Genomic DNA, 21,037 nt, shown 5'->3' on the forward strand with positions numbered 1-21,037 from the left:
GTCTCAAGAAGACTGCGTGCCGCCCACGGTCAGCTCATCCAGTTTCAGGGTGGGTTGGCCAACCCCCACCGGCACACCCTGGCCCTCTTTACCGCAAACGCCAATCCCGGTATCCATCGCCATGTCGTGGCCAATCATCGATACCCGGCCCATGGCCTCAGGCCCGTTACCAATCAGCGTTGCACCTTTCACCGGCGCGGTAATTTTACCGTCTTCAATCATGTAGGCTTCGCTCGCCGAAAACACGAATTTTCCCGAGGTAATATCCACCTGCCCTCCGCCAAAACTCACGGCGTAGATTCCCCGCTTAACGCTTTTAATGATATCGGCAGGGTCATCTTGACCAGCCAACATCACCGTATTGGTCATACGAGGCATCGGCAGATGAGCGAACGACTCGCGGCGGGCGTTGCCGGTAGGCGCCATCTTCATCAATCGCGCGTTTAACTTATCCTGCATATAGCCAGTTAAAATGCCATCTTCAATCAGCGGCGTATATTGGCCGGGTGTGCCTTCGTCATCCACGCTCAACGCGCCGCGACTATCAGCAACAGTGGCATCGTCAACCACTGTGACTCCCTTGGCGGCAACCCGCTGCCCCATTCGCCCTGCAAAGGCAGAACTGCCTTTACGGTTAAAGTCACCTTCCAAGCCATGGCCTACCGCTTCGTGCAGCAGAATGCCCGGCCAACCGGCACCTAACACCACTGGCATCTGCCCCGCTGGCGCATCAATGGCTTCAAGATTGACCAGCGCTTGGCGCACCGCCTCTTTGGCATAGCGTTCGGCAACGCCCTCATCCCGCAGACGCGACATGGAGTAACGACCACCGCCGCCAGCGCTGCCGCGCTCACGGCGGCCATCTTTCGCCGCAATAACACTGACGTTAAAACGCACCAGTGGGCGAATATCCGCCGCTAGGGTGCCGTCACTGGCGCGTACTAAAACCACCTCATAGGTGCCCGACAGCGACGCACTGACCTGGCTAATGCTCGGGTCGGCCGCTCTGGCCACGCGGTCTGCCTCTTTCAGCATGGCCACTTTGTCTTCTGCCGAAAGGCCCGCCAGTGGGTCGATACCTGCATAGTACGACGCCGCGCTGACTGGCATTACTTTCTGCCCTGGCAACTGCTTGCCGCTGCGGACAATGCCAGAGGCGGTACGGCCTGTATCCATTAGTGCATCAGCGGTAATTTGGTTGGAGTACGCAAACCCGGTTTTCTCACCTGCCAACGAGCGCACGCCAACGCCGCCATCAATGTTATAGCTGGCCTCTTTAACTTCGCCATCTTCCAGCACCCAACCCTCTTGCCAGGTGCGCTGAAAATAGAGGTCGGCGTAATCAATCCCCGCTCCCATGGCGTAGCCAAGGCCAGCATCCAGAGCGTTCAAATCGAGGCCACCTGGCGTTAGCAAAATGGAAACAGCGGACTCTATATCGCTTTTATGTGCGGTCATTGGGGGCCTTCTAAAGTCACTTGCGGCGAGGTCCAAGGGCCTCGCACGCGATAATAAATAGTGGTTGCTTGATCCAGCGCATCGCCAAAAATTTGGTCGGCAAGAAACAGTGCACCGCCCACAATGGGCGCTCCGACAGCAATGGCGGCGATGGGTAAACTTTGGCTAACCGGCAGTGTGACGCCTAGGCGCTGGTCAAGTTCACGCTGTAAGAGGTTAACACTTCCTGTTAGCGTCAGCGTGGTGGCGGGTGCATCAATTTGCAGGGGGCCACGAAGCAACAGCTGCCCTTCAGCTACATCGGCAGTGCCATGCACACGGTCAAAGGCCGTTCCCTGACCGGTTAGGTCAGAAAAATCGAACCGTAGACGGCGCAGAATGTTATCAAAGTTGAGCAACCCCACTAAGCGGGCAGGCGTCGATTCAAGCGTCACAAAACGGCCGTCGCGTATATCAGCACTCATTTCACCACCAGCCCGGCTTAAATCAAGCTGCCAGGGGGCTCCCGACCAAGTAAGCTCAGCAGCAAGGTCGGTGGTGCGGCTACGCATGGCTACCGGTTGGTTAAGCTGCTCCAGCGCCGTCCCCACATCGCCACCCTGTATGGAGATATCCGCTCGTGTACGGCTATTCACCGCATTGCCTTCCCAAACCAACTCGCCGCGTGCAGAAAGCTGTCCGAGGGTTAAACCAACTGGTGAGAGCGAAAAACGACGATCATCGGTTTGCCAGTAGGCGGTTAATGGGCCAAAGCGAGTGCCACCAACGCTAATATCCGCTAGCCGTAGCCTGCCGTTGGGCAGTTCAGCTAGCCAGTCGGGAATAGCAACGGGGGCTACATGCTGTGTTTCAATTGCATCAACCCAAGAGTCGGGGGCTGCGACAGTGGCATCATGCTCTTTGGCGGGCAGGTCCAGTAAACGATCTAGGACTAGCATGCTAATTGCAACATCAAGCGGCCGCTCGCTGGCGGGTTGGTAATCTAGGCGCCCAGACAACATATCGCCGCTAAGCTGAAGTGCTGCGCGCTGGCCGGTGAGTGTCCCTGAGGCGTTAAAAGCGCCAAAGCACTTGTCACGAAAGCGTAAACAGCCAGCACGTAGCAGTACTTCAAGCGGCGTGCTCTCGCCACTAGAAGCAGATGCCAAGGCGCCTCCCGACAATATCGGCGACAGAACAGCGTGCCATGCCATGGGGTCTAACGTATCGAGCCCTGCTTCAAGGCGCCAGCCAGGCTGGCTGGGCCAATTCGGTCGCTGCACTGCATTGCCGAGCACCACTTCGGCCGCTAGTGCACCACTATTCAACGTTTGGAATCTCGCAGCTGCCTTATCGGCCAATTGCGTCGATACTCGCCCGCTTTCAAACTCCGCGCGTAGCTGCCATGGCCACGGTTGATCGCTAGTCTTGGCAAACGGCTCGGGTAGCGCGCTGGTGATGCCAAGCAGGCGGCTCTCTAAGGTTAACACTGGACGAGCCGCAAGAGAGACCTCACCCTGCCACTGGGTGCGGCCACTCATCATTTGGCGAGCCTGCTCGGCAGGCAGCCCTGCCAACGACCACAGCGCAGACGACTCCACGCTGCCCTGCAAGGCAACACGCTGATCAGCCATCAGCTCTGCGCGAATATCACCGCCCTGCCACTGGCTGCTTAGCTCTCCTAACAGCGCATGCGCCTCACCCACCTGCTGCCAGCTGAGCCCACCATCCAGATCACGCAGGGTTATTGGTAGTGACGCGTAGCGCACAGCCGATAGCGCTGGCCGTGCATTAATCTCTAGCTGGAGCGCCTCCTCGTTATCCAGCGGCAGTACAAGGGCGATATCCCCTTCGATGATACCATCAACGGTAATATCGCTACGTGGTAGCGTGTCCATATCCGGCATGGCCTGAACAAAGTTCAGCAAGGATGCACCATCACTCTGAAGACTGCCTGATAGCTGAAGCGGCTGCTCTTTCTCCATACGTATCGTGCCTTGGGATACTTCAACGCCGTGGCTTTGGGCGTGCTCTACCTGGGCTTGAAGCACTCCTCCTTGCCACAGCAAGCGCCCCTCGACATCTTCCAAACGCGGCCACTCCGGCGCAATCGGCAAGTGGCCTTGAGTGACCTCCAGCGCGAGCGTTGCCGAGAGTTGATCTGATGAAGCCGCAGGTCCCAGGGGCTGACTAAGCTTCAGCGAACCTTGCGGCACTAAGCCACCAATATCGTTCTCCAACCACTCCCTCAGCTTCGGCTCAAATGCTTTCATGGGCAGCCACTGGGAGAGCGGGCGGGAGATCGCATCTACATCGGCAAATGCAATATCCAACCCAAATTGACCGCTTTGCTGCCCCGCGATCAAGCCGAACCCACCACTTACCTGGGCGCCATCCCAGTCCACATTGAGGTCACGGCCGCTAATCATGGTGTTAGGACCATCATACACCCACTCCACCACCCCTTCGGCGTGACTTAGCTGCATAGGTACATCGAAGAGTTCTGGAAAATAGAGCGTACTATCGCCTGCGCTGTTAAAGGTCACGCGGCCACGCAGGTCGCGAGCCTGCACCCAAGCGTCCAGCGGACCGCCTCCTGGCGCTTGCTGCCAGGGGAGTACAGCCACATTAGTAAGTGCAGCATCCACGCCCCATCGCCCCTCACGCTGCCCCAGGCTCAGCCCCTGCACCTGCCCTCGGGGCGAGAGCGTTTGCAATACCCGGGTGAGTGACTCAGGCAACAGCGCATACTCCCGCCAAGCCGCTAGCGAGGCGAGCTCAAACGCACTGGTTCGCAACTCCCACTGCCCCGGCTGGTGTGACAGATACCAGTGGTGTGGCAGCGCGGGGCCATCACCAACGCCTTCAGGCTGGGCCCACTCTACGGTTTCTGCATTGCCACTTAGCCACGCCTCACCGCCTTCGCTGTCGCGCAGCCACTGCCCACTGGCCTGAATGTTTCGCAGCACAGCGTACTCCACATCTTTACGTAGCGTCAGCTCGGGCACATCTAGTGCAAGCCGCGCATCAGCTAGCGCGCCTTCTTGCCAACGCCCCCATAGCTGCACATGACCGCCCACCTGTTCGAGAAAAGGCATGCGATCTGGCCGAAACAGTGCCGCCAGCACCACCAGATGATCCAACTGCATATCGAGCTGAAGCGCAGCAGAAAAGTCCCTAAAGCCTTGCTGACCGGGCTGCATTTCGGCACGCATGGTAATGGCGGGCAGCTCTGATGCCAGCACATCAGGCGCCTCGACAATATTCAGGGAGCCCTCTAATCGTGTGCGGCGATGATCGCCATTCAGAAGCAGCGAAGGTGCATGAAGCATCACAGTCTGCTGCTGGCCATGCAGCATGATGCGGCTGTTATCCACCCAAAGGCGCTGGCGCAGCAGCAGTCCAGCCCAGGCATCCAAGGATTCAAGGTCCACCTCTGGTTGTGGTGCTACCCCCAGCGGCAGCTTGGCCGGTGAAGGCCAGCCCCAGGCGATGTCAGGCTGCTGGTAGAGATGGAATTCGAGCCCAGACATACGCGCATCGCTGAAGATAGGCGCTAAGTGGCGCAACGTGGCCCAGGCATCCAAACGCAGCGACAAGCGATCAAGCCCTATCAGGGCCTGACCATCCGGCGTTTGCGCATGAAGGTCTTCAAGCTCCAGGTGCAGGACGTTGCGCTCCAGAGAGAGCGCTAGATGGTCGATGCTCACCGGCACGCCAATACGTGCCTCTAAAAGCGCCTCCAAGCGGGGGGACAATGCATCAACTTGGCTAGCAAAGAGACGCAGCGCTAACAGCAGTACCGCCAGCGTACCCAGCACAACGGCCACCCCTACTAGACAGCCACGAAAAAAAGAGCGTGGTGCCATCATTACATCAGTACGATGTCGTACTGCTCTTGGGAGTAGTGCTGCTCAACCTGAAAACGGATCGTTTTATTAATAAACGTTTCCAGGTCAGCGACCGCGGCAGACTCCTCATCAAGCAGCCTGTCCACTACTGGCTGGGATGCCAGCACCATATACGTTTCCGCACTATAAGCCCGCTCTTCACGCAGGATCTCACGGAAGATTTCGTAGCAGACCGTTTCAGGGGTTTTCAACGTGCCGCGACCACCACAGGTGGGACACGCTTCGCATAGTGTTTGTTCAAGGCTTTCCCGCGTGCGTTTACGGGTAAGCTGCACTAAACCAAGTTCGGTGACCCCGGTACATTTGGTTTTAGCATGGTCCCGCTCAAGCGCTTTTTCCAGCACGCGCAGCACTTGCCGCTGGTGCTCTACATCCACCATATCGATAAAGTCGATAATGATGATGCCACCTAAATTACGCAGCCTAAGCTGGCGGGCAATGGCAGTGGCGGCTTCCAGATTCGTCTTGAAAATAGTCTCTTCAAGGTTACGATGCCCCACATACCCACCGGTATTCACATCGATGGTAGTCATGGCCTCGGTGGGGTCAATTACCAAGTATCCTCCGGACTTGAGCTGCACCTTGCGACCTAGCGCTTTTTGAATCTCGTCTTCGACACTATAAAGGTCGAAGATGGGGCGTTCGCCGGGGTAGTACTCGATGCGATCAACAGCATCGGGCATAAACTCTTCAGCAAACTCGACCAGCTTGACGAAGTTCTCCCGGGAATCAATGCGTACTTTCTCGATATCATCCCGCATCACATCCCGCAGGGTGCGCATAAACAGCGGCAAGTCATCGTAGATGACGTTGGGAGGGGCGGCGGTGATTTTGCGCTCGCTGACCTTGCGCCAAATACGTAGCAAGAAGTACATGTCGCTGGCCAGCTCTTCATCGCCTACGCCTTCGGCCGCCGTACGCACGATAAAGCCACCCGTGACCTCAATGGTTTGCTCTTCGATACTTTTATCCAGCAGCGCTTTCAAGCGCTCCCGCTCGCGCTCATCTTCAATGCGCTGCGATACCCCGTGATGAGGCGAGTCAGGCATATAGACCAGATAGCGAGAGGGAATCGAAAGATGGGTAGTCAGCCGCGCCCCTTTGGTACCGATAGGATCTTTGGTGACTTGCACCACCAGCGCCTGACCTTCGTGTAGAAGCTGCCCGATGGTCTGCTGCTCGTCATTGGGCGTACCGGGTGGCATGACCTCATGGGCATGAATAAACGCTGCGCGCTCTAAGCCAATATCAACAAAGGCAGCCTGCATGCCAGGCAGTACGCGCACCACTTTGCCTTTGTAGATATTGCCTACGATACCGCGCCTGCGAGAGCGCTCTATTAGCGCCTCTTGCAATACGCCGTTTTCCACCAGCGCAACGCGGGTCTCCATTGGCGTTAAATTTATGAGGACTTCACCGCTCATGCAAAATTCCTTATTGGATGTCCTATTCCTTGCCAGCGCAGCGGGCGATGAGTCGGTGGTTACGAGGGATAACGGCCCGCCCAAACGGGAACCCCTTGCTGGCGTAGCAAGCGCGTTGTTTCAAATAGTGGCAGCCCCACCACAGCAGAGTGACTGCCCTGAATTTGTTCAATAAAAATGGCGGCTAAGCCTTGAATAGCATACCCACCCGCTTTATCGGCGGGTTCGCCCGTCAGCCAGTAGCAGGCGATCTCTTTTGCTGTTAACTCGCGCATGGTGACGTCCGTGGCCACACAACAGGAGAGTATACCTAGCGGCCCGCTTACCGCTACTGCCGTGAGTACCTGATGCGTGCGCCCAGAGAGCATTCTCAACATCTCAGCCGCGTGCTGTTGATTATTAGGCTTACCTAAAATGGTGCTATCAATAACCACCGCGGTATCCGACCCCAGCACGGGCAGCGCGGTTTTGCCCACCGCCGCCTGCGCTTTTGCCACCGCCAGCCGTTCTACATAGGCCGTGGGAGACTCTGCCTCAAGCGGCGTTTCATCAATATCGCTTGGCAAGACACTGACCGGCACACCGATAGAGGCCAACAGTGCCTGGCGGCGTGGTGATGCCGAGGCCAAACAGAGCACGGGGGTGTGGTTATCGTCACGCATTGGCCATTCGCCGCTCAATCGCTTTAAACATTGTGGAGAGCCACGGCCAGAGGAATGCGCTGACCAGCGATGGGATCAAGAAAGAGAGATGTATGGAAAAAACACCCGTCAGCGTTCTTAGCCACTGCTCTATCAGCTGAGCCAACCCTAACAGCACCAGCACCAATACCGACTGTTGTACCAGCGAATAAGCACGAAAACGGGGATACACTAGCGCGGCTAAAAACGTAAGAATCGAAAAAATCAGTGCATGCTGTCCAAGCGCTGTCCCCTCAATAAGATCCATCAAGAGGCCAAATACAAAGCCGTGAAAAACCCCAACTCGATCCGGCGCTTGCATACACCAATAAATCAACATTAGCCCAATCCACTCCGGGCGAAAAACCTGCCAACCATCGGCCAGGGGCATTACCTGTAAGCAGAGCGCAAAAATAAGGCTCAGCCAGACCACCACCAGTGGCACTACCGGCGCACGCGCCATTAGCGTTCCTCCTGCATGGCCGGGGAAGCTGGCTGCCCAAGCCGCTGGGCGGCATGGAGCGCATCGGCTGAAATATCCATGGACTCATCCCAAATAGAAGCATCCAACTCTTCGCGGGGTGGTGGAAAGAGCAGCAGGAAGTGGCGTGAACGCTGAAGCTGAGCCGAAGGTTCAGCAACAACCCGGGCAAATGGCTGGCCAGGGTCGTGATACACCTCGGTCACTCGCGCAACGGGGTAGCCCGGCGGAAAACGCCCTGCCAAACCAGAGGTGGTCAGTAAGTCACCTTCGCGAATATCCGCCGTATCCGGCACATGGAGAACGTTCACACTGCCGTAACGGCCAGTACCCTGAACAATAAAACGCAGCCCATTGCGGTTAACCTGCACTGGTAGAGCATGGCTTGCATCGGCTAACAGCAACACACGGCTAGAGTAGGCTGAAACAGCAGCCACCTGACCAACCAAACCCGATGCATCAATCACCGGCTGACCGACATAGGCACCGTTGCGGTGCCCACGATCCACCACCATTTGATGGCTAAACGGGTCATTATCCAGCGAGAGTAGCTCCGCCGTGATATAGGGAATATCGCGCCGCTCGGCAGCGCCAAGCAAGTTGCGTAGCTCGGCGTTCTCAGCCGTCAGGTTAGCCAAGCGCTGCCCGCGGTGAGAGAGCGTCAAGATTTGCTCACGCAAGTGGCGGTTTTCATCCACCAGCGCCTGCTGGTCGGCGAGTGCTAGCGCGCCCCAATTCAGCAGATCACTAGGCACACTGACTACCCACTGGATGGGAGCGACAATCGTGGTCATTTGGGCGCGCACATCTTCCATGCGAGTAAAACGATGGTCGACAAACATCAACGCGCTTGCCGCCAGCACACAGAAGAATAGCCGGTAACCGGGTAGCGGCCCGTGTGAGAACAGCGGTTTAATAGGCAATCCCCCGCGTTAAACCGCTGCGATCAGTCGCTCGACAGCAACTCAAAGGTATGCTGGTCAATCATCTCCAGCGCCTTGCCACCGCCACGCGCCACGCAGGTCAGCGGATCTTCGGCCACGATGACCGGCAGGCCAGTTTCTTCGGCGATCAGCTTGTCGAGGTCACGCAGCAGCGCGCCACCGCCGGTCAGCACCAGGCCGCGTTCGGCGATGTCGGACGCAAGCTCGGGGGGCGACTGCTCCAGCGCGCTCTTGACGGCAGATACGATAGAGCCCAGCGTTTCCTGGAGCGCCTCGAGAATCTCGTGGGAGTTGAGCGTGAAGCTTCGCGGGATGCCCTCCGCCAGGTTACGGCCGCGCACGTCGATCTCGCGCAGCTCGCCACCCGGGTAGGCACACCCGATCTCTTCCTTGATGCGCTCGGCCGTGGCTTCGCCGATCAGGCTACCGTAATGGCGGCGCACGTACGCGGTGATCGCCTCATCAAAACGGTCACCGCCTACGCGAATCGATTCTGAGTACACTACGCCATTCAGCGAAATAATCGCAATTTCAGTAGTACCACCACCGATATCCACGACCATCGAGCCCTGCGCTTCTTCTACCGGTAGCCCAGCACCAATCGCGGCTGCCATCGGCTCTTCGATCAGGAATACTTCTCGGGCACCCGCGCCTTCTGCTGACTCGCGAATTGCCCGACGCTCGACCTGAGTCGACATACAGGGTACGCACACCAGAACCCTAGGGCTTGGCGTGAGGAAAGTGCTCTGGTGCACTTTACGAATAAAGTGCTGAAGCATCTGCTCGGTAACGGTGAAATCGGCGATAACGCCGTCTTTCATCGGGCGAATAGCCGTAATGTTGCCAGGCGTGCGGCCGAGCATGCGTTTAGCGTCAGCACCTACCGAGGCTACGCTGCGCATATTGCCAGACTGGCGGATGGCGACTACGGACGGTTCATCGAGCACGATGCCACGACCGCGTACATAAATCAGTGTGTTGGCCGTACCCAAGTCGATCGATAGATCGCTGGAAAACAGCCCCCTCAAACGTTTGAACATGGATGTTGTTACCTAGTGCAGACCGGGAACCCTGTGCGGATGCAAACGGTATCACCGCAACCCCTTGGCAGCAAGCACGAGTCGTGCCGAACACTGCCCGTCAGGGCCATTATGTGGTACCTTTTGCGGCTATTTTCCACGTCTGCTCCGTCAGACGAATTTAAGATGACCGTATGTATACCGCTTAAAGCGAAATATGTTCCATCACGATTGCGAGGAAACCTCGATCATGGCGCTTGAAGAATCTCATGTGCGCCGGGCCGCACACTTGGCCCGACTCGCCGTTAGCGATGACCAAGCCAGTGGCTTTGTCGACGATCTCAGCCGCATTCTGGACATGGTCGACCAGCTCCAGAGCCTGGATACCGAAGGCGTCGCGCCGCTGTCGCATCCGCTAGACGCTACCCAGCGCCTGCGCGCCGATGAAGTCACGGAAACCAACCAGCGCGACACGTTCCAGCGCTGTGCCCCGGCAGTGGAAAACGGTCTTTATCTGGTGCCGCGTGTGGTCGAGTAACCCACGCCCACCGCTCGTTTCCGCTTATTCTATTCGCCCCTGAACGGAGCTTCCGGGTCATGCATGATAAAACCGTAACGCAGCTCGCCGCCGCCCTAGCCAGCGGCGAACTCTCCAGCCGAGAGCTGACTTCCCACTTTTTGCAGCGCATTGAGAAAGCCGACGGTCAGCTCAATAGCTTTATTACCGTGACCGCCGAACAGGCGCTAAGCCAGGCCGAAGCCGCCGATAAAGCGCGTGCTGACGGCAAAGCAGGCAAACTCACTGGCATTCCGCTAGCGCTAAAAGATATTTTTTGTACGCAAGGCGTCAAAACCAGCTGCGGCTCCAAAATGCTCGATAACTTTCTCGCGCCTTACGACGCCACCGTGGTAGAGAAACTCAGCGCTGCGGGCACCATTAGCCTGGGTAAAACCAATATGGACGAGTTCGCCATGGGCTCCTCCAACGAAAACAGCCACTACGGCGCGGTCAAAAACCCGTGGGACCTCGCTGCCGTTCCCGGCGGCAGCTCCGGCGGCAGCGCAGCGGCAGTGGCAGCAGGGCTTGTGCCTGCAGCCATGGGTACCGATACCGGTGGCTCTATTCGCCAGCCAGCGGCGTTCTGCGGCATTACCGGCCTGAAGCCCACCTACGGGCGGGTTTCCCGTTACGGCATGATCGCCTACGCCTCCAGTCTCGACCAGGCAGGCCCCATGGCGCGCACCGCTGAAGACTGCGCGCACCTGCTGAACGTGATTGCCGGTCATGATGTGCGCGACTCCACCAGCGTCGCCCGTGGCGTACCGGACTACACCGAGACCCTGAATGCTCCGCTCTCTGGCCTCAAAATCGGCCTACCTAAAGAGTACTTTGGCGACGGCTTGGACCCCGAGGTAGAGAAAGCCGTTCGTGAAGCGGTGAAAGTATATGAGTCGCTAGGTGCCACGGTACGCGAGGTGAGCCTGCCGCATACCCACTACGCGATTCCCGCTTATTACGTCATCGCCCCCGCCGAGGCTTCCTCGAACCTGTCGCGCTTTGACGGCGTGCGTTTTGGCCATCGCTGCGATGCTCCTACGGACCTGATTGATCTCTATACCCGCTCGCGGGCGGAAGGCTTCGGTGAAGAGGTGAAGCGCCGCATTCTGATCGGCACCCACACGCTATCGGAAGGCTTCTTCGACGCCTACTACACCAAAGCGCAGAAGGTTCGCCGCCTGATTCGCCAGGACTTCCTCGACGCCTTTGAAGATGTCGATGTACTGATGGGCCCAGCCTCCCCCACGCCTGCCTTCGACCTGGGCGCGAAGAAAGACCCGGTCTCCATGTACCTGCAAGATATCTACACCATCGCCGTTAACCTGGCGGGTATTCCTGGCATCAGCGTTCCCGCAGGCTTTGCGGGCGGTCGCCCGGTAGGCTTACAGATATTGGGCACCCACTTTGCCGAAGCGCAGCTGCTCAACGTGGCCCACCAGTTCCAACAAGCGACCGACTGGCACCTTCAACTGCCCGCCTTTGCCGAGGAGAACGCCTAATGCAATGGGAAACCGTGATTGGGCTGGAAGTTCACGTTCAGCTCGCAACGCGCTCTAAGATTTTTTCCGGTGCCTCCACCGCGTTTGGTGCCGAGCCGAACACCCAGGCCTGCGCCGTTGATTTGGGCCTGCCGGGCGTCCTGCCAGTACTGAATGAGCAGGCCGTCGCCATGGCCGTGCAGTTTGGCCTCGCCGTCCACGCCGAGATCCCTGAAGTCTCGGTGTTCGACCGTAAGAATTACTTCTATCCAGATTTGCCGAAGGGCTACCAAACCAGTCAGATGTACCACCCCATCGTGGGCGCGGGTGAAGTCGAGATCACGCTGGATGACGACACCACCAAACGGATTCGTATTCACCACGCCCACCTGGAAGAGGACGCCGGCAAGTCGCTGCACGAAGACTTCCACGGTATGACCGGCATCGACTTGAACCGGGCAGGCACGCCGCTGTTAGAGATCGTTTCAGAGCCAGATATGCGCAGTGCGAAAGAAGCGGCCGCCTATCTCAAAGCGATTCACTCCATCGTCACCTATCTGGGCATTTCCGACGGCAATATGGCCGAAGGCTCGATGCGTTGCGACGTTAACGTGTCGGTGCGCCCTAAAGGACAAGAGGCATTTGGCACTCGCGCAGAAATTAAAAACGTTAACTCGTTCCGCTTTGTGGAGCGCGCCATTGCGTTTGAAGTCGAACGTCAGATTGAACTGATTGAAGACGGCGGCAAAGTAGTGCAAGAGACCCGCCTGTTTGATCCAGAGCGCGACGAAACCCGCAGCATGCGCACCAAGGAAGAGGCGAACGACTACCGCTACTTCCCCTGCCCCGACCTGCTGCCGGTGGTGCTGGATCAAGCCTACCTGGATCACCTGCGCAGCCAACTACCGGAGCTGCCCGCCGATAAGCGTGCCCGCTTCCAGAATGAGCTAGGCCTGTCGGCTTACGACGCTAACGTGCTATCAGCCAGTCGTGAAATGGCGGAGTTTTTCGAGGAAGTACACCGGGTATGTGGCGACGCCAAGCAGGCGGCCAACTGGGTACAGGGCGAACTTTCCGGCGCGCTGAACCGCGAGAATCTGAGCATCCAAAATAGCCCAGTGTCAGCCCAACAGCTTGGCGAACTCATCAGACGTGTGCTGGATGACACCATTAACGGTAAAGCCGCTAAGCAAGTGTTCCAAGCGCTATGGAATGGCCAGGGCGAGAGCGCGGATGCCGTCATCGAGGCAAAAGGCTTAAAGCAGGTGACCGACACCGGCGCGATTGAAGCGATGATCGATCAAGTCATTGCCGAAAGTCCGGCCCAGGTGGCGCAGTACCGTGATTCCGAGCCCGAGAAGCGTGGCAAGATGATTGGCTACTTTGTGGGTCAGGTGATGAAGGCATCACGCGGCACGGCTAACCCGCAACAGGTCAACGGCTTGCTGAAAGAGAAGCTGGATGCGCTGCTATAGAAAACGCGCATAGGTGCGGTGATAGACCACAAGCGGCTGCTTCGGCAGCCGCTTTTTTATGGCTGATTTTTATGACTCAGTTTTATGATTAGGACAGCTGGCTAGGCTGGGTAAAGCGCTTAAGCTGCGCGCAGCCCGCCGCCCAGACGTCAGCCTCTAGCTCGGCAATGGCCGCCGTGGGGAAGCCAACGCCCTGGCTTGGCGCGCCTTCGACCAATAACCCAGCCAAGTCGCCCACCAAGGGCATGTGGCTGACCAGCATAATCGGCGCGTCATCACGATGAGTGAGCAACCACTCGCTCACATCGCTCGGCGGGTCTTCCGGGGTAATAAACGACAGCGTGTTAAGCGGCACGCCCAAGGCATCGCTAATCCGCTGGGCGGTTTGCTGAGCGCGCACATAGGGGCTTGCGTAGAGCATTGGCAGCGTCAGCTCGCCCTGCTCAACGCGCGATGCCAGCCAGCGAGCCATGGTCTCGGCCTCGCGCTCGCCGCGGGGCGTGAGTGGTCGGGCGTGGTCAGGAAAGCCTGGGGCGGCTTCGCCATGGCGCATAATCAATACGCTGCAACTACCTTGCTGTCGGTGGCTATTCATGGGAACCTCCGCTGCCTTGCTGATCCTGATGAGCCTGCTCGCGATGCGCCTGCTGAACCGCTTCCCGGGGCAGGATAAATTCCACATCGCTGCTCTGCTCTCCCATCATGAGCGTACTCGCCATTTCTTGTGCCGGCACCCCATCGAAGAGCACACGATTCAATCCTTCGGCCAACGGCATATAAACGCCCATCTCGCGCGCTTTTGCGCAGACCAGCTTGACGGTATTGACGCCTTCCGCCACTTGGCCAAGCGCAGCCACCGCTTCCTCTAACGACAGCCCCGTACCCAGTGCATGGCCCACGCGGTAATTGCGCGACAAGTTAGACGAGCAAGTGACGATCAGGTCGCCCACGCCTGCCAAACCAAGAAACGTCATGGGGTTGGCCCCCTGGGCAACGGCGAAACGGCTCATCTCGGCCAGCGCTCGGGTCATCAGCATGCTGCGGGTGTTCTCCCCCATCCCCAGCGCCGCGGCCATGCCCGCTGCAATGGCGTAAATATTCTTTAATGCGCCCCCCAGCTCCACGCCGTGACGATCATTACTGGCGTATACGCGGAAATAGCGACAACCCAGCACTTGCTGTACTCGAGTGCGCGTTAGCGCATCCGCACTGGCGATCACCGTAGCGGTCAACTGCTTGTCAGCAATCTCGGAGGCCAAATTAGGCCCTGCAATGACGCCAATATGGGGGAAGCCGGTCTCCTGCTCCAGCACTTGGCTCATCAGTAAAAAGCCATCTTGCTCAATCCCTTTGGTGGTGCTGACCAGGATTTGTTCGGGCGAGAGCCAGGGCTTGGCCGCTTGCACCACGCTGCGAAACGCTTTCGACGGGATGGCAATCAGCACCAGTTCGGCACCCGTCAGCACCGATTTCAAGTCGGTCGATGCGGTGACGGCAGGGTTGATCGCATAGTCGGGAAGATAGCGGCCGTTGCGGTGCTCTCGGTTGATCTGCGCGACCAGCGCCTCGTCGCGCAACCATTGACGCACGTTAGCGCCATTGTCGGCGGCGATACTGGCCAGCGCGGTACCAAAACTCCCGCCCCCCAGCACCGCGACGTTACTTTGCTGCTCTGCCATAGCCATGTCCTGAGTTCTTTTACGTAACGGTGGGCCTCAACCCCCATTTTGATAAGCACTATCTTAACAAAACAAGCGGCCCGCTTGGTTGACCAAGCGGGCCGCGACTAGCGAGCTTAGGGCATTAAGCCGTCAACACACTATTGAGGCGCTTCACGTAGGCAGCCGGGTCGTCCAGATGGCCGCCCTCGGCAATGATCGCCTGATCCAGAAGGATGTGGGCTAACTGGCCAAATAGATCACCCTCTGCATTTTCCAAACGGGCCACTAGGGCATGGTTGGGGTTGAGCTCCAGAATGGGCTTCACCTCCGGCAGCTTCTGGCCTGCGGCTTCCATAATGCGGCGCATTTGGTAGCCCATCTCGTGCTCGGGCAGTACCACACAGGCGGGTGAATCGGTCAGGCGGTGGGTGATTTTCACCTCTTGAACACCGTCGCTCAGCGCCTCTTTGACGCGCTTGACGAGATCCTCTTTCGCCTTGGCAGTCTCTTCCTGGGCTTTTTTCTCGGCTTCGTCTTCGACATCGCCCAGGTCCAGCTCGCCTTTCGCCACGTCGGCAAACGACTTGCCATCGAACTCGGTCAGGTGGCTCATCAGCCACTCATCGATACGATCGGAGAGCAGCAGCACCTCGATACCTTTCTTGCGGAAAATCTCCAGGTGCGGGCTGTTCTTCGCGGCATTGAAGCTATCCGCCACCACGTAGTAGATCTTCTTCTGACCTTCCTTCATGCGCTCGACGTATTCGGCCAGAGAATGCTCCTGGGCGGACGTGTCGGTATGCGTGGAAGCAAAGCGCAGCAGACCGGCGATTTTTTCGCGGTTAGCGAAGTCTTCACCTGGGCCCTCTTTCAGCACACTGCCAAAGGTGTTCCAGAACGTTTGATACTGCTCGCTATCTTTGGACAGTTTCTTGAGCATGTCCAGGGCACGCTTGGTCAAGGCACCCTTGATCTTGTCGACCTTGGGGTCCTGCTGCAGCAGCTCACGAGAGACGTTCAGCGACAAATCGCGCGTATCCAGCACACCCTTGATGAAACGCAGGTAGAGGGGCAGGAACTGCTCGGCATCATCCATGATGAAGACACGTTGCACGTAAAGCTTCACACCGCGCGAGCCATCACGGTCGAACATGTCGAACGGTGCGCGGCCCGGCACGTAGAGCAGGCTGGTGTACTCGAGCTTACCCTCGACTTTGTTGTGACTCCAGGTAAGCGGATCACTGAAGTCGTGGGCAACGTGCTTGTAGAACGCCTTATACTCGTCGTCGCTGATCTCGCTCTTCGGGCGCGCCCACAGCGCGGTAGCTTCGTTGACGGTTTCCCACGTCGTCACTTCGCTACCTTCGATCTCGTTACCGTCGTCATCCTTGGCGGTTTCGACCTTGGGCATACGCACCGGCACTTCGATGTGGTCAGAGTACTTGCGCACCAAGCTTTGCAGGCGGTAGTCGTCGGCGAACTCTTTTGCATCGTCTTTTAAATGCAGGGTGATTTCCGTGCCGTGAGCGTCACGATCGATGTCGGCAACAGTAAACTCGCCTTCGCCTTTGGAGCGCCACTCGACGCCTTCAGATGCGGCGGTGCCCGCTTTACGAGTACGTACGACCACTTCGTCGGCCACGATGAAGGCCGAATAGAAACCAACCCCGAACTGACCGATCAGCTTGGCGTCTTTTTGCTGCTCGCCGGAGAGCTGCTTCAAAAACTCTGCCGTACCGGAACGCGCGATGGTGCCCAAGTTGGCAATCACATCTTCGCGGTTCATGCCGATACCATTATCGCGCAGCGTGATGGTGTTGGCGTCGCGGTCGTGCTCGATCTCGATACGCAGCTCGCTATCGCCTTCGTATAGAGCGTCGTTATCGAGTGCGGCATAGCGTAACTTGTCACAGGCATCAGCGGCGTTGGAAATCAGCTCGCGTAGAAAAATCTCCCGATTCGAGTACAGGGAGTGGATCATTAGATTCAGGAGCTGTTTGACTTCCGTCTGAAAGCCAAGAGTTTCTTCATGGGTCGCAGTCGTCATGCGCTTAGCCCTCATTGATCACGTGTTGCTTGACGCCTCTGCCCATAGGCAGAGGCGGAAAAGGTAGTGAACTCAATATGGGGATAAGCGAAGGGATTTCAAGAAGGTGTGCGTGAAGAAGCGGTGGCTGCCTCAGTAGCCGATTTCCAAGCGCGATAGTCGGCCAACTGCGTATCGACGCGGTTTAGTAACCAGCCTACGATCAATACGTCATCGACCACTCCTAGCAGCACCAAAAAGTCGGGGATCAGGTCGAATGGCATGACCAGGTAGGCCAACGCCAGCGCCATGGTGCCAAACGCAGACCAGGGAATCGGCCTGAAATCTCCTTTCAGCACATCGCGGGTCATGGGTAAAAATAGCTTGAGCGCACGGGCGATACGTTTAACGGCCCATACGCGTGTTTTCAATCGACGAAACAATCCCCAAACGGATAATCGTGCCATCGTTATCGAATCCTCTTAGTGTCACGATTGTCAGAACCTTATCTGTGCGTATAGTTCACTTGTCCGTATAGTTCACTATTGCGCCTTTGACCCTACCAGCGAGCAAGAGGGAGTGCCATGCCGGCTACGCCATTACGTTCTACCCTTCGCACTCTATGCGCAGCAGCCATCATCGGCCTACCGACGGGGAGTTGGGCAGCCACTGATGACGCTATGCGTGATGCGCTCAACGCCGCACGCCAGCAGCAGTGGCAACACATCGATGAGCGCGCCATCGAAGGACACATACTCAGCGGTTATGTCACCTATCACCGCTTACGCAACCAGTTGCCCAACGTGGCCGCCAGTCAAGTGCTGCAGTTCATCGAACAGCATGCCGACTCTCCGCTATCGGAATGGATGCGCGGCCAAGCCATTGCCAAATATGGTCATGCAGGACGTTACGGCGATCTACTCACCGTCGCCGATGGCGAGCCTGCTGGAACGGCACGTCAGTGTTACTACTACATGGCGCTCATCGACCGTGCCCCAGAAGAGTCGCGCCGCGCGGGCTTGGCGCTTTGGCGAGTAGGCAGCTCACAGCCCGATGCCTGTGACCCCCTTTTCAACCGCCTACGGGCCGATGGCACTATCGATGCGACCGCCATCTGGGAACGCAAGATGCTAGCTTGGCAAGCGGGCGAATCGCGCCTGAGTAACTACCTAGGCGGACTACTGAGCAGCGAGTGGCAAACGGCCCTCGACACAGTGGACGCGGTCAGCAACAACACCAGGGCTATCACCAGCGCCCCCACCTGCCTAGGCCCGGAGTGCAGAGCCACGGCGGCTTTCTACCAAGCCGCCATGCAGCGCCTGACCCGAGACGACACGCCTACCGCTTTCGCCGCTTGGCAGCAGCTCTCGCCGCGCTTGAACTTAACGTCGCTAGAGCGCCAAGTGATCGATGAGGAACTGGCGTTCTATGCCCTTGTACGCAATGTACCTGGCACTCTGGGCTGGGTCGATAGTGTGCTGCCCTCTCTAGAGAGCGAACGCGTGCTGGAGCTGCGCGTACGTCGCGCCTTGGCAGACCGCCAGTGGACAGAGGTGATGCACTGGATTGCTGAAATGCCTTCCAGCCAGCAAGAGAGCAGCCGCTGGCAGTACTGGCTGGGGCGTGCCAACGAACAGCTGGGTAATCAGGAAGCTGCTCAGGCGCGCTACCAGCAGGCTGCCCAGGACCGTAGTTTCTATGGCTTTGCCGCCGCTGAGAAAATCGGCCAGCCGTACCGACTCAACCACGAGCGCCACCACTTCGACGAAGCCACCCGCGAGGATATCGCGCGACTGCCCGCCGTACAGCGCACGCAAGCGCTGCTGCGTATTGGCGAAGAGGGCCTGGCCAACAGCGAGTGGCTGCATGCCGTGCGCGAAGCGTCGCCTTACCAGGCTCGTGCCCTCGCCGACTACGCTGCCCATCAGCAGTGGCACGCCCGGCTAGTACAAACCACTATTGCTGGCGAGATGTGGGATGCGTTGGAGTGGCGCTTTCCACCCGCTTACCGCGATGACTTTTTGGCTTGGGGTCATCAAACCGGCGTTGACCCTTATCTGCTGATGGCAATCACTCGCCGAGAAAGCGCCTATAACCCGGTTGCCCTCTCTCCTGCAGGTGCACGTGGCTTAATGCAGTTAATGCCGGGCACTGCCGCGCAGGTGAGCCGCCAGTTGGGGCTTAACGACCCCGGGCCTTATGGCGTACTGGAGCCTGAGCTGAATATTCGCCTGGGTAGCACTTACCTTCGCGACAAGTTAGAACGCTATCAGGGCAACCGCTTAGCGGCGACTGCCGCTTATAACGCTGGCCCTGGTCGCGTAGACCAGTGGCTGGGCAGCAACAGCATGGAGTCGTTCGACCTGTTCGTGGAGAGCATCCCCTTCCGCGAAACCCGCGATTACGTGCAGGCCGTACTGAGCTATCGGGTCATCTTCGAGAGCCTGGCCAACGGCGGTAGCAGTGAAGGCGTTTCGCTATTGAACGACAGCGAGCAGAGCGTTCGCTACGACCGCGCGCTGGTTCAACGCTAAGCCTGTCTCCGCTCCCCTCCCGCGCCCGGTCACACCGGGCGCTGCTCCAGCGCCAGCCGCAGCCCGAACATGACCAGCACCGCCCCCGTGGCCGCATTCAGGGTTTGTGCAAAGCGCGCGCTGGCCAGCCATTTGCTGGCGCCTCCCACCATCAGCACCACGCTGATCTGCCAGATATTAGCAATGACAAAATGTACGCCTGCCAGCCAGAGTGATTTCAGCAGCGCAGGGTCGGTGGGTGCGATAAATTGCGGCAAAAACGCCATATAGAAAATCACGGTTTTAGGATTCAGCACATTCGAAAGAAGCCCCTCTTTGATCGGCTGCCAAAGCGGCACTGGCATGGACTCCTTCATAACACCTTTCACCGGCAGCGGTGTTCCCTGGCGAGCTGCCAGCAGACTAGTGATACCCAGCCAAATCAGATATGCCGCCCCTGCCAGCTTCAGCATATTAAACGCCCAAGCCGACTGCAGCAGAATGAATGAAATCCCTAACGCAGAAACGGTGGCATGCACAAACAAGCCGCAGCAAATCGCTACGCTAGTGGCCACCCCGTCCCGAATCCCGCCTCGCGCTGTATTACGGATCACCAAGAGCGTGTCTACCCCTGGGCTTATCGATAGCAGCGTAATTGCCACAACGAAAGGGATAAACTGCGCATCAATAAGATTGAGTTCCATCATGGGCCAGGCTCGCTGAGTGATAAAAAATCGGGTAAGCGGATTAAATGGTTGATCTTACCTTTGCATGAGAGTGAGACAGACCGGCATCTCATCGGATTATCTGGTTGATGCTTCACCTACTGCTGGTGCATGTTTCCTTCGCTAATTCCAGCAAGAACCCCACACGCCTCAACTTCCCGGTCATCGTTGCAACTCGCTCTCAGTGAAACGAGTTGTTTCTCAAGCGCTTGCAGAGCGGTTATCTGCGACCGCACATGAGAGATGTGATCATCGAGCAAGGCGTTGACGGCGGTACAAGGCTGATGAGGGTCGTCCTGATAGCTCTGTAGTTCGTGAATCTCAGCCAGTGACAGGCCCAGGATTCTGCAGCGACGGATGAAGGCCAGCCCCTCACCATGCTTCTCGGTATAGACACGGTAACCGTTGTCCTGCCGATCAGGCGGCGGCAACAAGCCCTGCTGTTCATAGAAGCGGATCGTCTGTGTTTCGACCCCTACCAACTGCGCCAACTGACCAATGCGCATCAGCCTCCTCCCCAACGGATTCTTTACTCTATTGACCTTATAGTAGCCCTGAATCCGTGAGACCGGCCCCCGGAAGCACTTCTAACCCACTGACCTGCATGGCAATATAGCCATTATCGCCATTCACCCAGACAGTGCCATGCCCAACATAAAGTTCCGCGCCAGTCGCCGCACCCTCACCAGCCACGCCGGGCTGTC

Annotated in this window: 17 protein-coding genes; 4 read left to right on the plus strand and 13 right to left on the minus strand. The window is 57.9% G+C overall.

Features of this window, described 5'->3' with window-relative positions:
* Positions 1-3: 3 nt before the first annotated feature.
* From tldD to L1249_RS01265, 7 genes are read right to left on the minus strand one after another with little or no spacing between them, the layout of a single operon-like run.
* Positions 4-1,458, minus strand: coding sequence for a metalloprotease TldD (tldD, locus tag L1249_RS01235; RefSeq protein WP_062373372.1), 1,455 nt, complete (start codon positions 1,456-1,458; stop codon positions 4-6).
* Positions 1,455-5,306: a YhdP family phospholipid transporter gene (locus tag L1249_RS01240; protein WP_323133900.1), complete on the minus strand. Its 3,852-nt coding sequence runs from the start codon at positions 5,304-5,306 to the stop codon at positions 1,455-1,457. The genes tldD and L1249_RS01240 overlap by 4 nt, the downstream gene beginning before the upstream one ends.
* Positions 5,307-5,308: 2 nt before the next feature.
* Positions 5,309-6,772, minus strand: a complete 1,464-nt coding sequence (gene rng, locus L1249_RS01245) for a ribonuclease G (protein ID WP_044629938.1) — start codon at positions 6,770-6,772, stop codon at positions 5,309-5,311.
* A gap of 59 nt (positions 6,773-6,831) precedes the next feature.
* Positions 6,832-7,434 (minus strand): Maf family protein, encoded by a 603-nt coding sequence (locus L1249_RS01250; protein ID WP_044629937.1) that lies wholly within the window; start codon positions 7,432-7,434, stop codon positions 6,832-6,834.
* Positions 7,427-7,915 carry a rod shape-determining protein MreD gene (mreD, locus tag L1249_RS01255; RefSeq protein WP_044629936.1) on the minus strand — a complete coding sequence of 163 codons (489 nt, stop codon included), beginning with the start codon at positions 7,913-7,915 and terminating at the stop codon, positions 7,427-7,429. Before mreD ends, L1249_RS01250 begins: the two co-directional genes overlap by 8 nt.
* Positions 7,915-8,856 carry a rod shape-determining protein MreC gene (gene mreC, locus L1249_RS01260; RefSeq protein ID WP_044629935.1) on the minus strand — a complete coding sequence of 314 codons (942 nt, stop codon included), beginning with the start codon at positions 8,854-8,856 and terminating at the stop codon, positions 7,915-7,917. Before mreC ends, mreD begins: the two co-directional genes overlap by 1 nt.
* Positions 8,857-8,879: 23 nt before the next feature.
* Entirely contained in the window at positions 8,880-9,917 is a 1,038-nt protein-coding gene (locus L1249_RS01265; protein ID WP_016913467.1) for a rod shape-determining protein, read from the minus strand.
* A 229-nt stretch (positions 9,918-10,146) separates the two neighbouring features.
* On the opposite strand from L1249_RS01265, the gene gatC reads away from it, so the two are divergent.
* Genes gatC through gatB form a run of 3 tightly spaced genes read left to right on the plus strand, consistent with a single transcriptional unit; the run spans position 10,147 to position 13,408 of the window.
* Positions 10,147-10,434 (plus strand): Asp-tRNA(Asn)/Glu-tRNA(Gln) amidotransferase subunit GatC, encoded by a 288-nt coding sequence (gene gatC / locus L1249_RS01270; protein ID WP_054641298.1) that lies wholly within the window; start codon positions 10,147-10,149, stop codon positions 10,432-10,434.
* Positions 10,435-10,493: 59 nt separating this feature from the next.
* Entirely contained in the window at positions 10,494-11,954 is a 1,461-nt protein-coding gene (gene gatA, locus L1249_RS01275; protein ID WP_044629934.1) for an Asp-tRNA(Asn)/Glu-tRNA(Gln) amidotransferase subunit GatA, read from the plus strand.
* A complete protein-coding gene (gene gatB, locus L1249_RS01280; RefSeq protein ID WP_058577869.1) occupies positions 11,954-13,408 on the plus strand; it encodes an Asp-tRNA(Asn)/Glu-tRNA(Gln) amidotransferase subunit GatB in 1,455 nt (484 codons plus the stop codon). The genes gatA and gatB overlap by 1 nt, the downstream gene beginning before the upstream one ends.
* A gap of 88 nt (positions 13,409-13,496) precedes the next feature.
* On the opposite strand, the gene sixA is transcribed toward gatB, so the two are convergent.
* The 4 genes from sixA to L1249_RS01300 all read right to left on the minus strand — a co-directional run bounded on the left by sixA (position 13,497) and on the right by L1249_RS01300 (position 17,562).
* On the minus strand, positions 13,497-14,003 hold the full coding sequence (gene sixA, locus L1249_RS01285; protein WP_228168426.1) for a phosphohistidine phosphatase SixA: 507 nt from the start codon (positions 14,001-14,003) through the stop codon (positions 13,497-13,499).
* Entirely contained in the window at positions 13,996-15,087 is a 1,092-nt protein-coding gene (locus tag L1249_RS01290) for an NAD(P)H-dependent glycerol-3-phosphate dehydrogenase (protein ID WP_058577972.1), read from the minus strand. Before L1249_RS01290 ends, sixA begins: the two co-directional genes overlap by 8 nt.
* A 124-nt stretch (positions 15,088-15,211) precedes the next feature.
* On the minus strand, positions 15,212-17,116 hold the full coding sequence (htpG, locus tag L1249_RS01295; RefSeq protein ID WP_235252990.1) for a molecular chaperone HtpG: 1,905 nt from the start codon (positions 17,114-17,116) through the stop codon (positions 15,212-15,214).
* Positions 17,117-17,214: 98 nt separating this feature from the next.
* On the minus strand, positions 17,215-17,562 hold the full coding sequence (locus L1249_RS01300) for a YkvA family protein (protein WP_044629931.1): 348 nt from the start codon (positions 17,560-17,562) through the stop codon (positions 17,215-17,217).
* 117 nt (positions 17,563-17,679) lie between these two features.
* Between L1249_RS01300 and L1249_RS01305 the strand changes: the two genes are divergently transcribed.
* A complete protein-coding gene (locus L1249_RS01305; RefSeq protein ID WP_137093097.1) occupies positions 17,680-19,629 on the plus strand; it encodes a transglycosylase SLT domain-containing protein in 1,950 nt (649 codons plus the stop codon).
* A gap of 29 nt (positions 19,630-19,658) precedes the next feature.
* Here the strand turns inward: L1249_RS01305 and L1249_RS01310 are convergent, their stop codons facing one another.
* Together L1249_RS01310 and cadR are read right to left on the minus strand one after the other, a co-directional pair.
* Positions 19,659-20,315: a LysE family translocator gene (locus L1249_RS01310; protein ID WP_044629929.1), complete on the minus strand. Its 657-nt coding sequence runs from the start codon at positions 20,313-20,315 to the stop codon at positions 19,659-19,661.
* A 116-nt stretch (positions 20,316-20,431) separates the two neighbouring features.
* The gene (cadR, locus tag L1249_RS01315) at positions 20,432-20,839 is read right to left on the minus strand and encodes a Cd(II)/Pb(II)-responsive transcriptional regulator (protein ID WP_004364961.1); all 408 of its coding nucleotides are present in this window, start codon (positions 20,837-20,839) and stop codon (positions 20,432-20,434) included.
* Positions 20,840-21,037: the final 198 nt, after the last annotated feature.

Source organism: Halomonas sp. Cn5-12 (genome assembly GCF_021532545.1).
Lineage (GTDB): Bacteria > Pseudomonadota > Gammaproteobacteria > Pseudomonadales > Halomonadaceae > Vreelandella > Vreelandella aquamarina.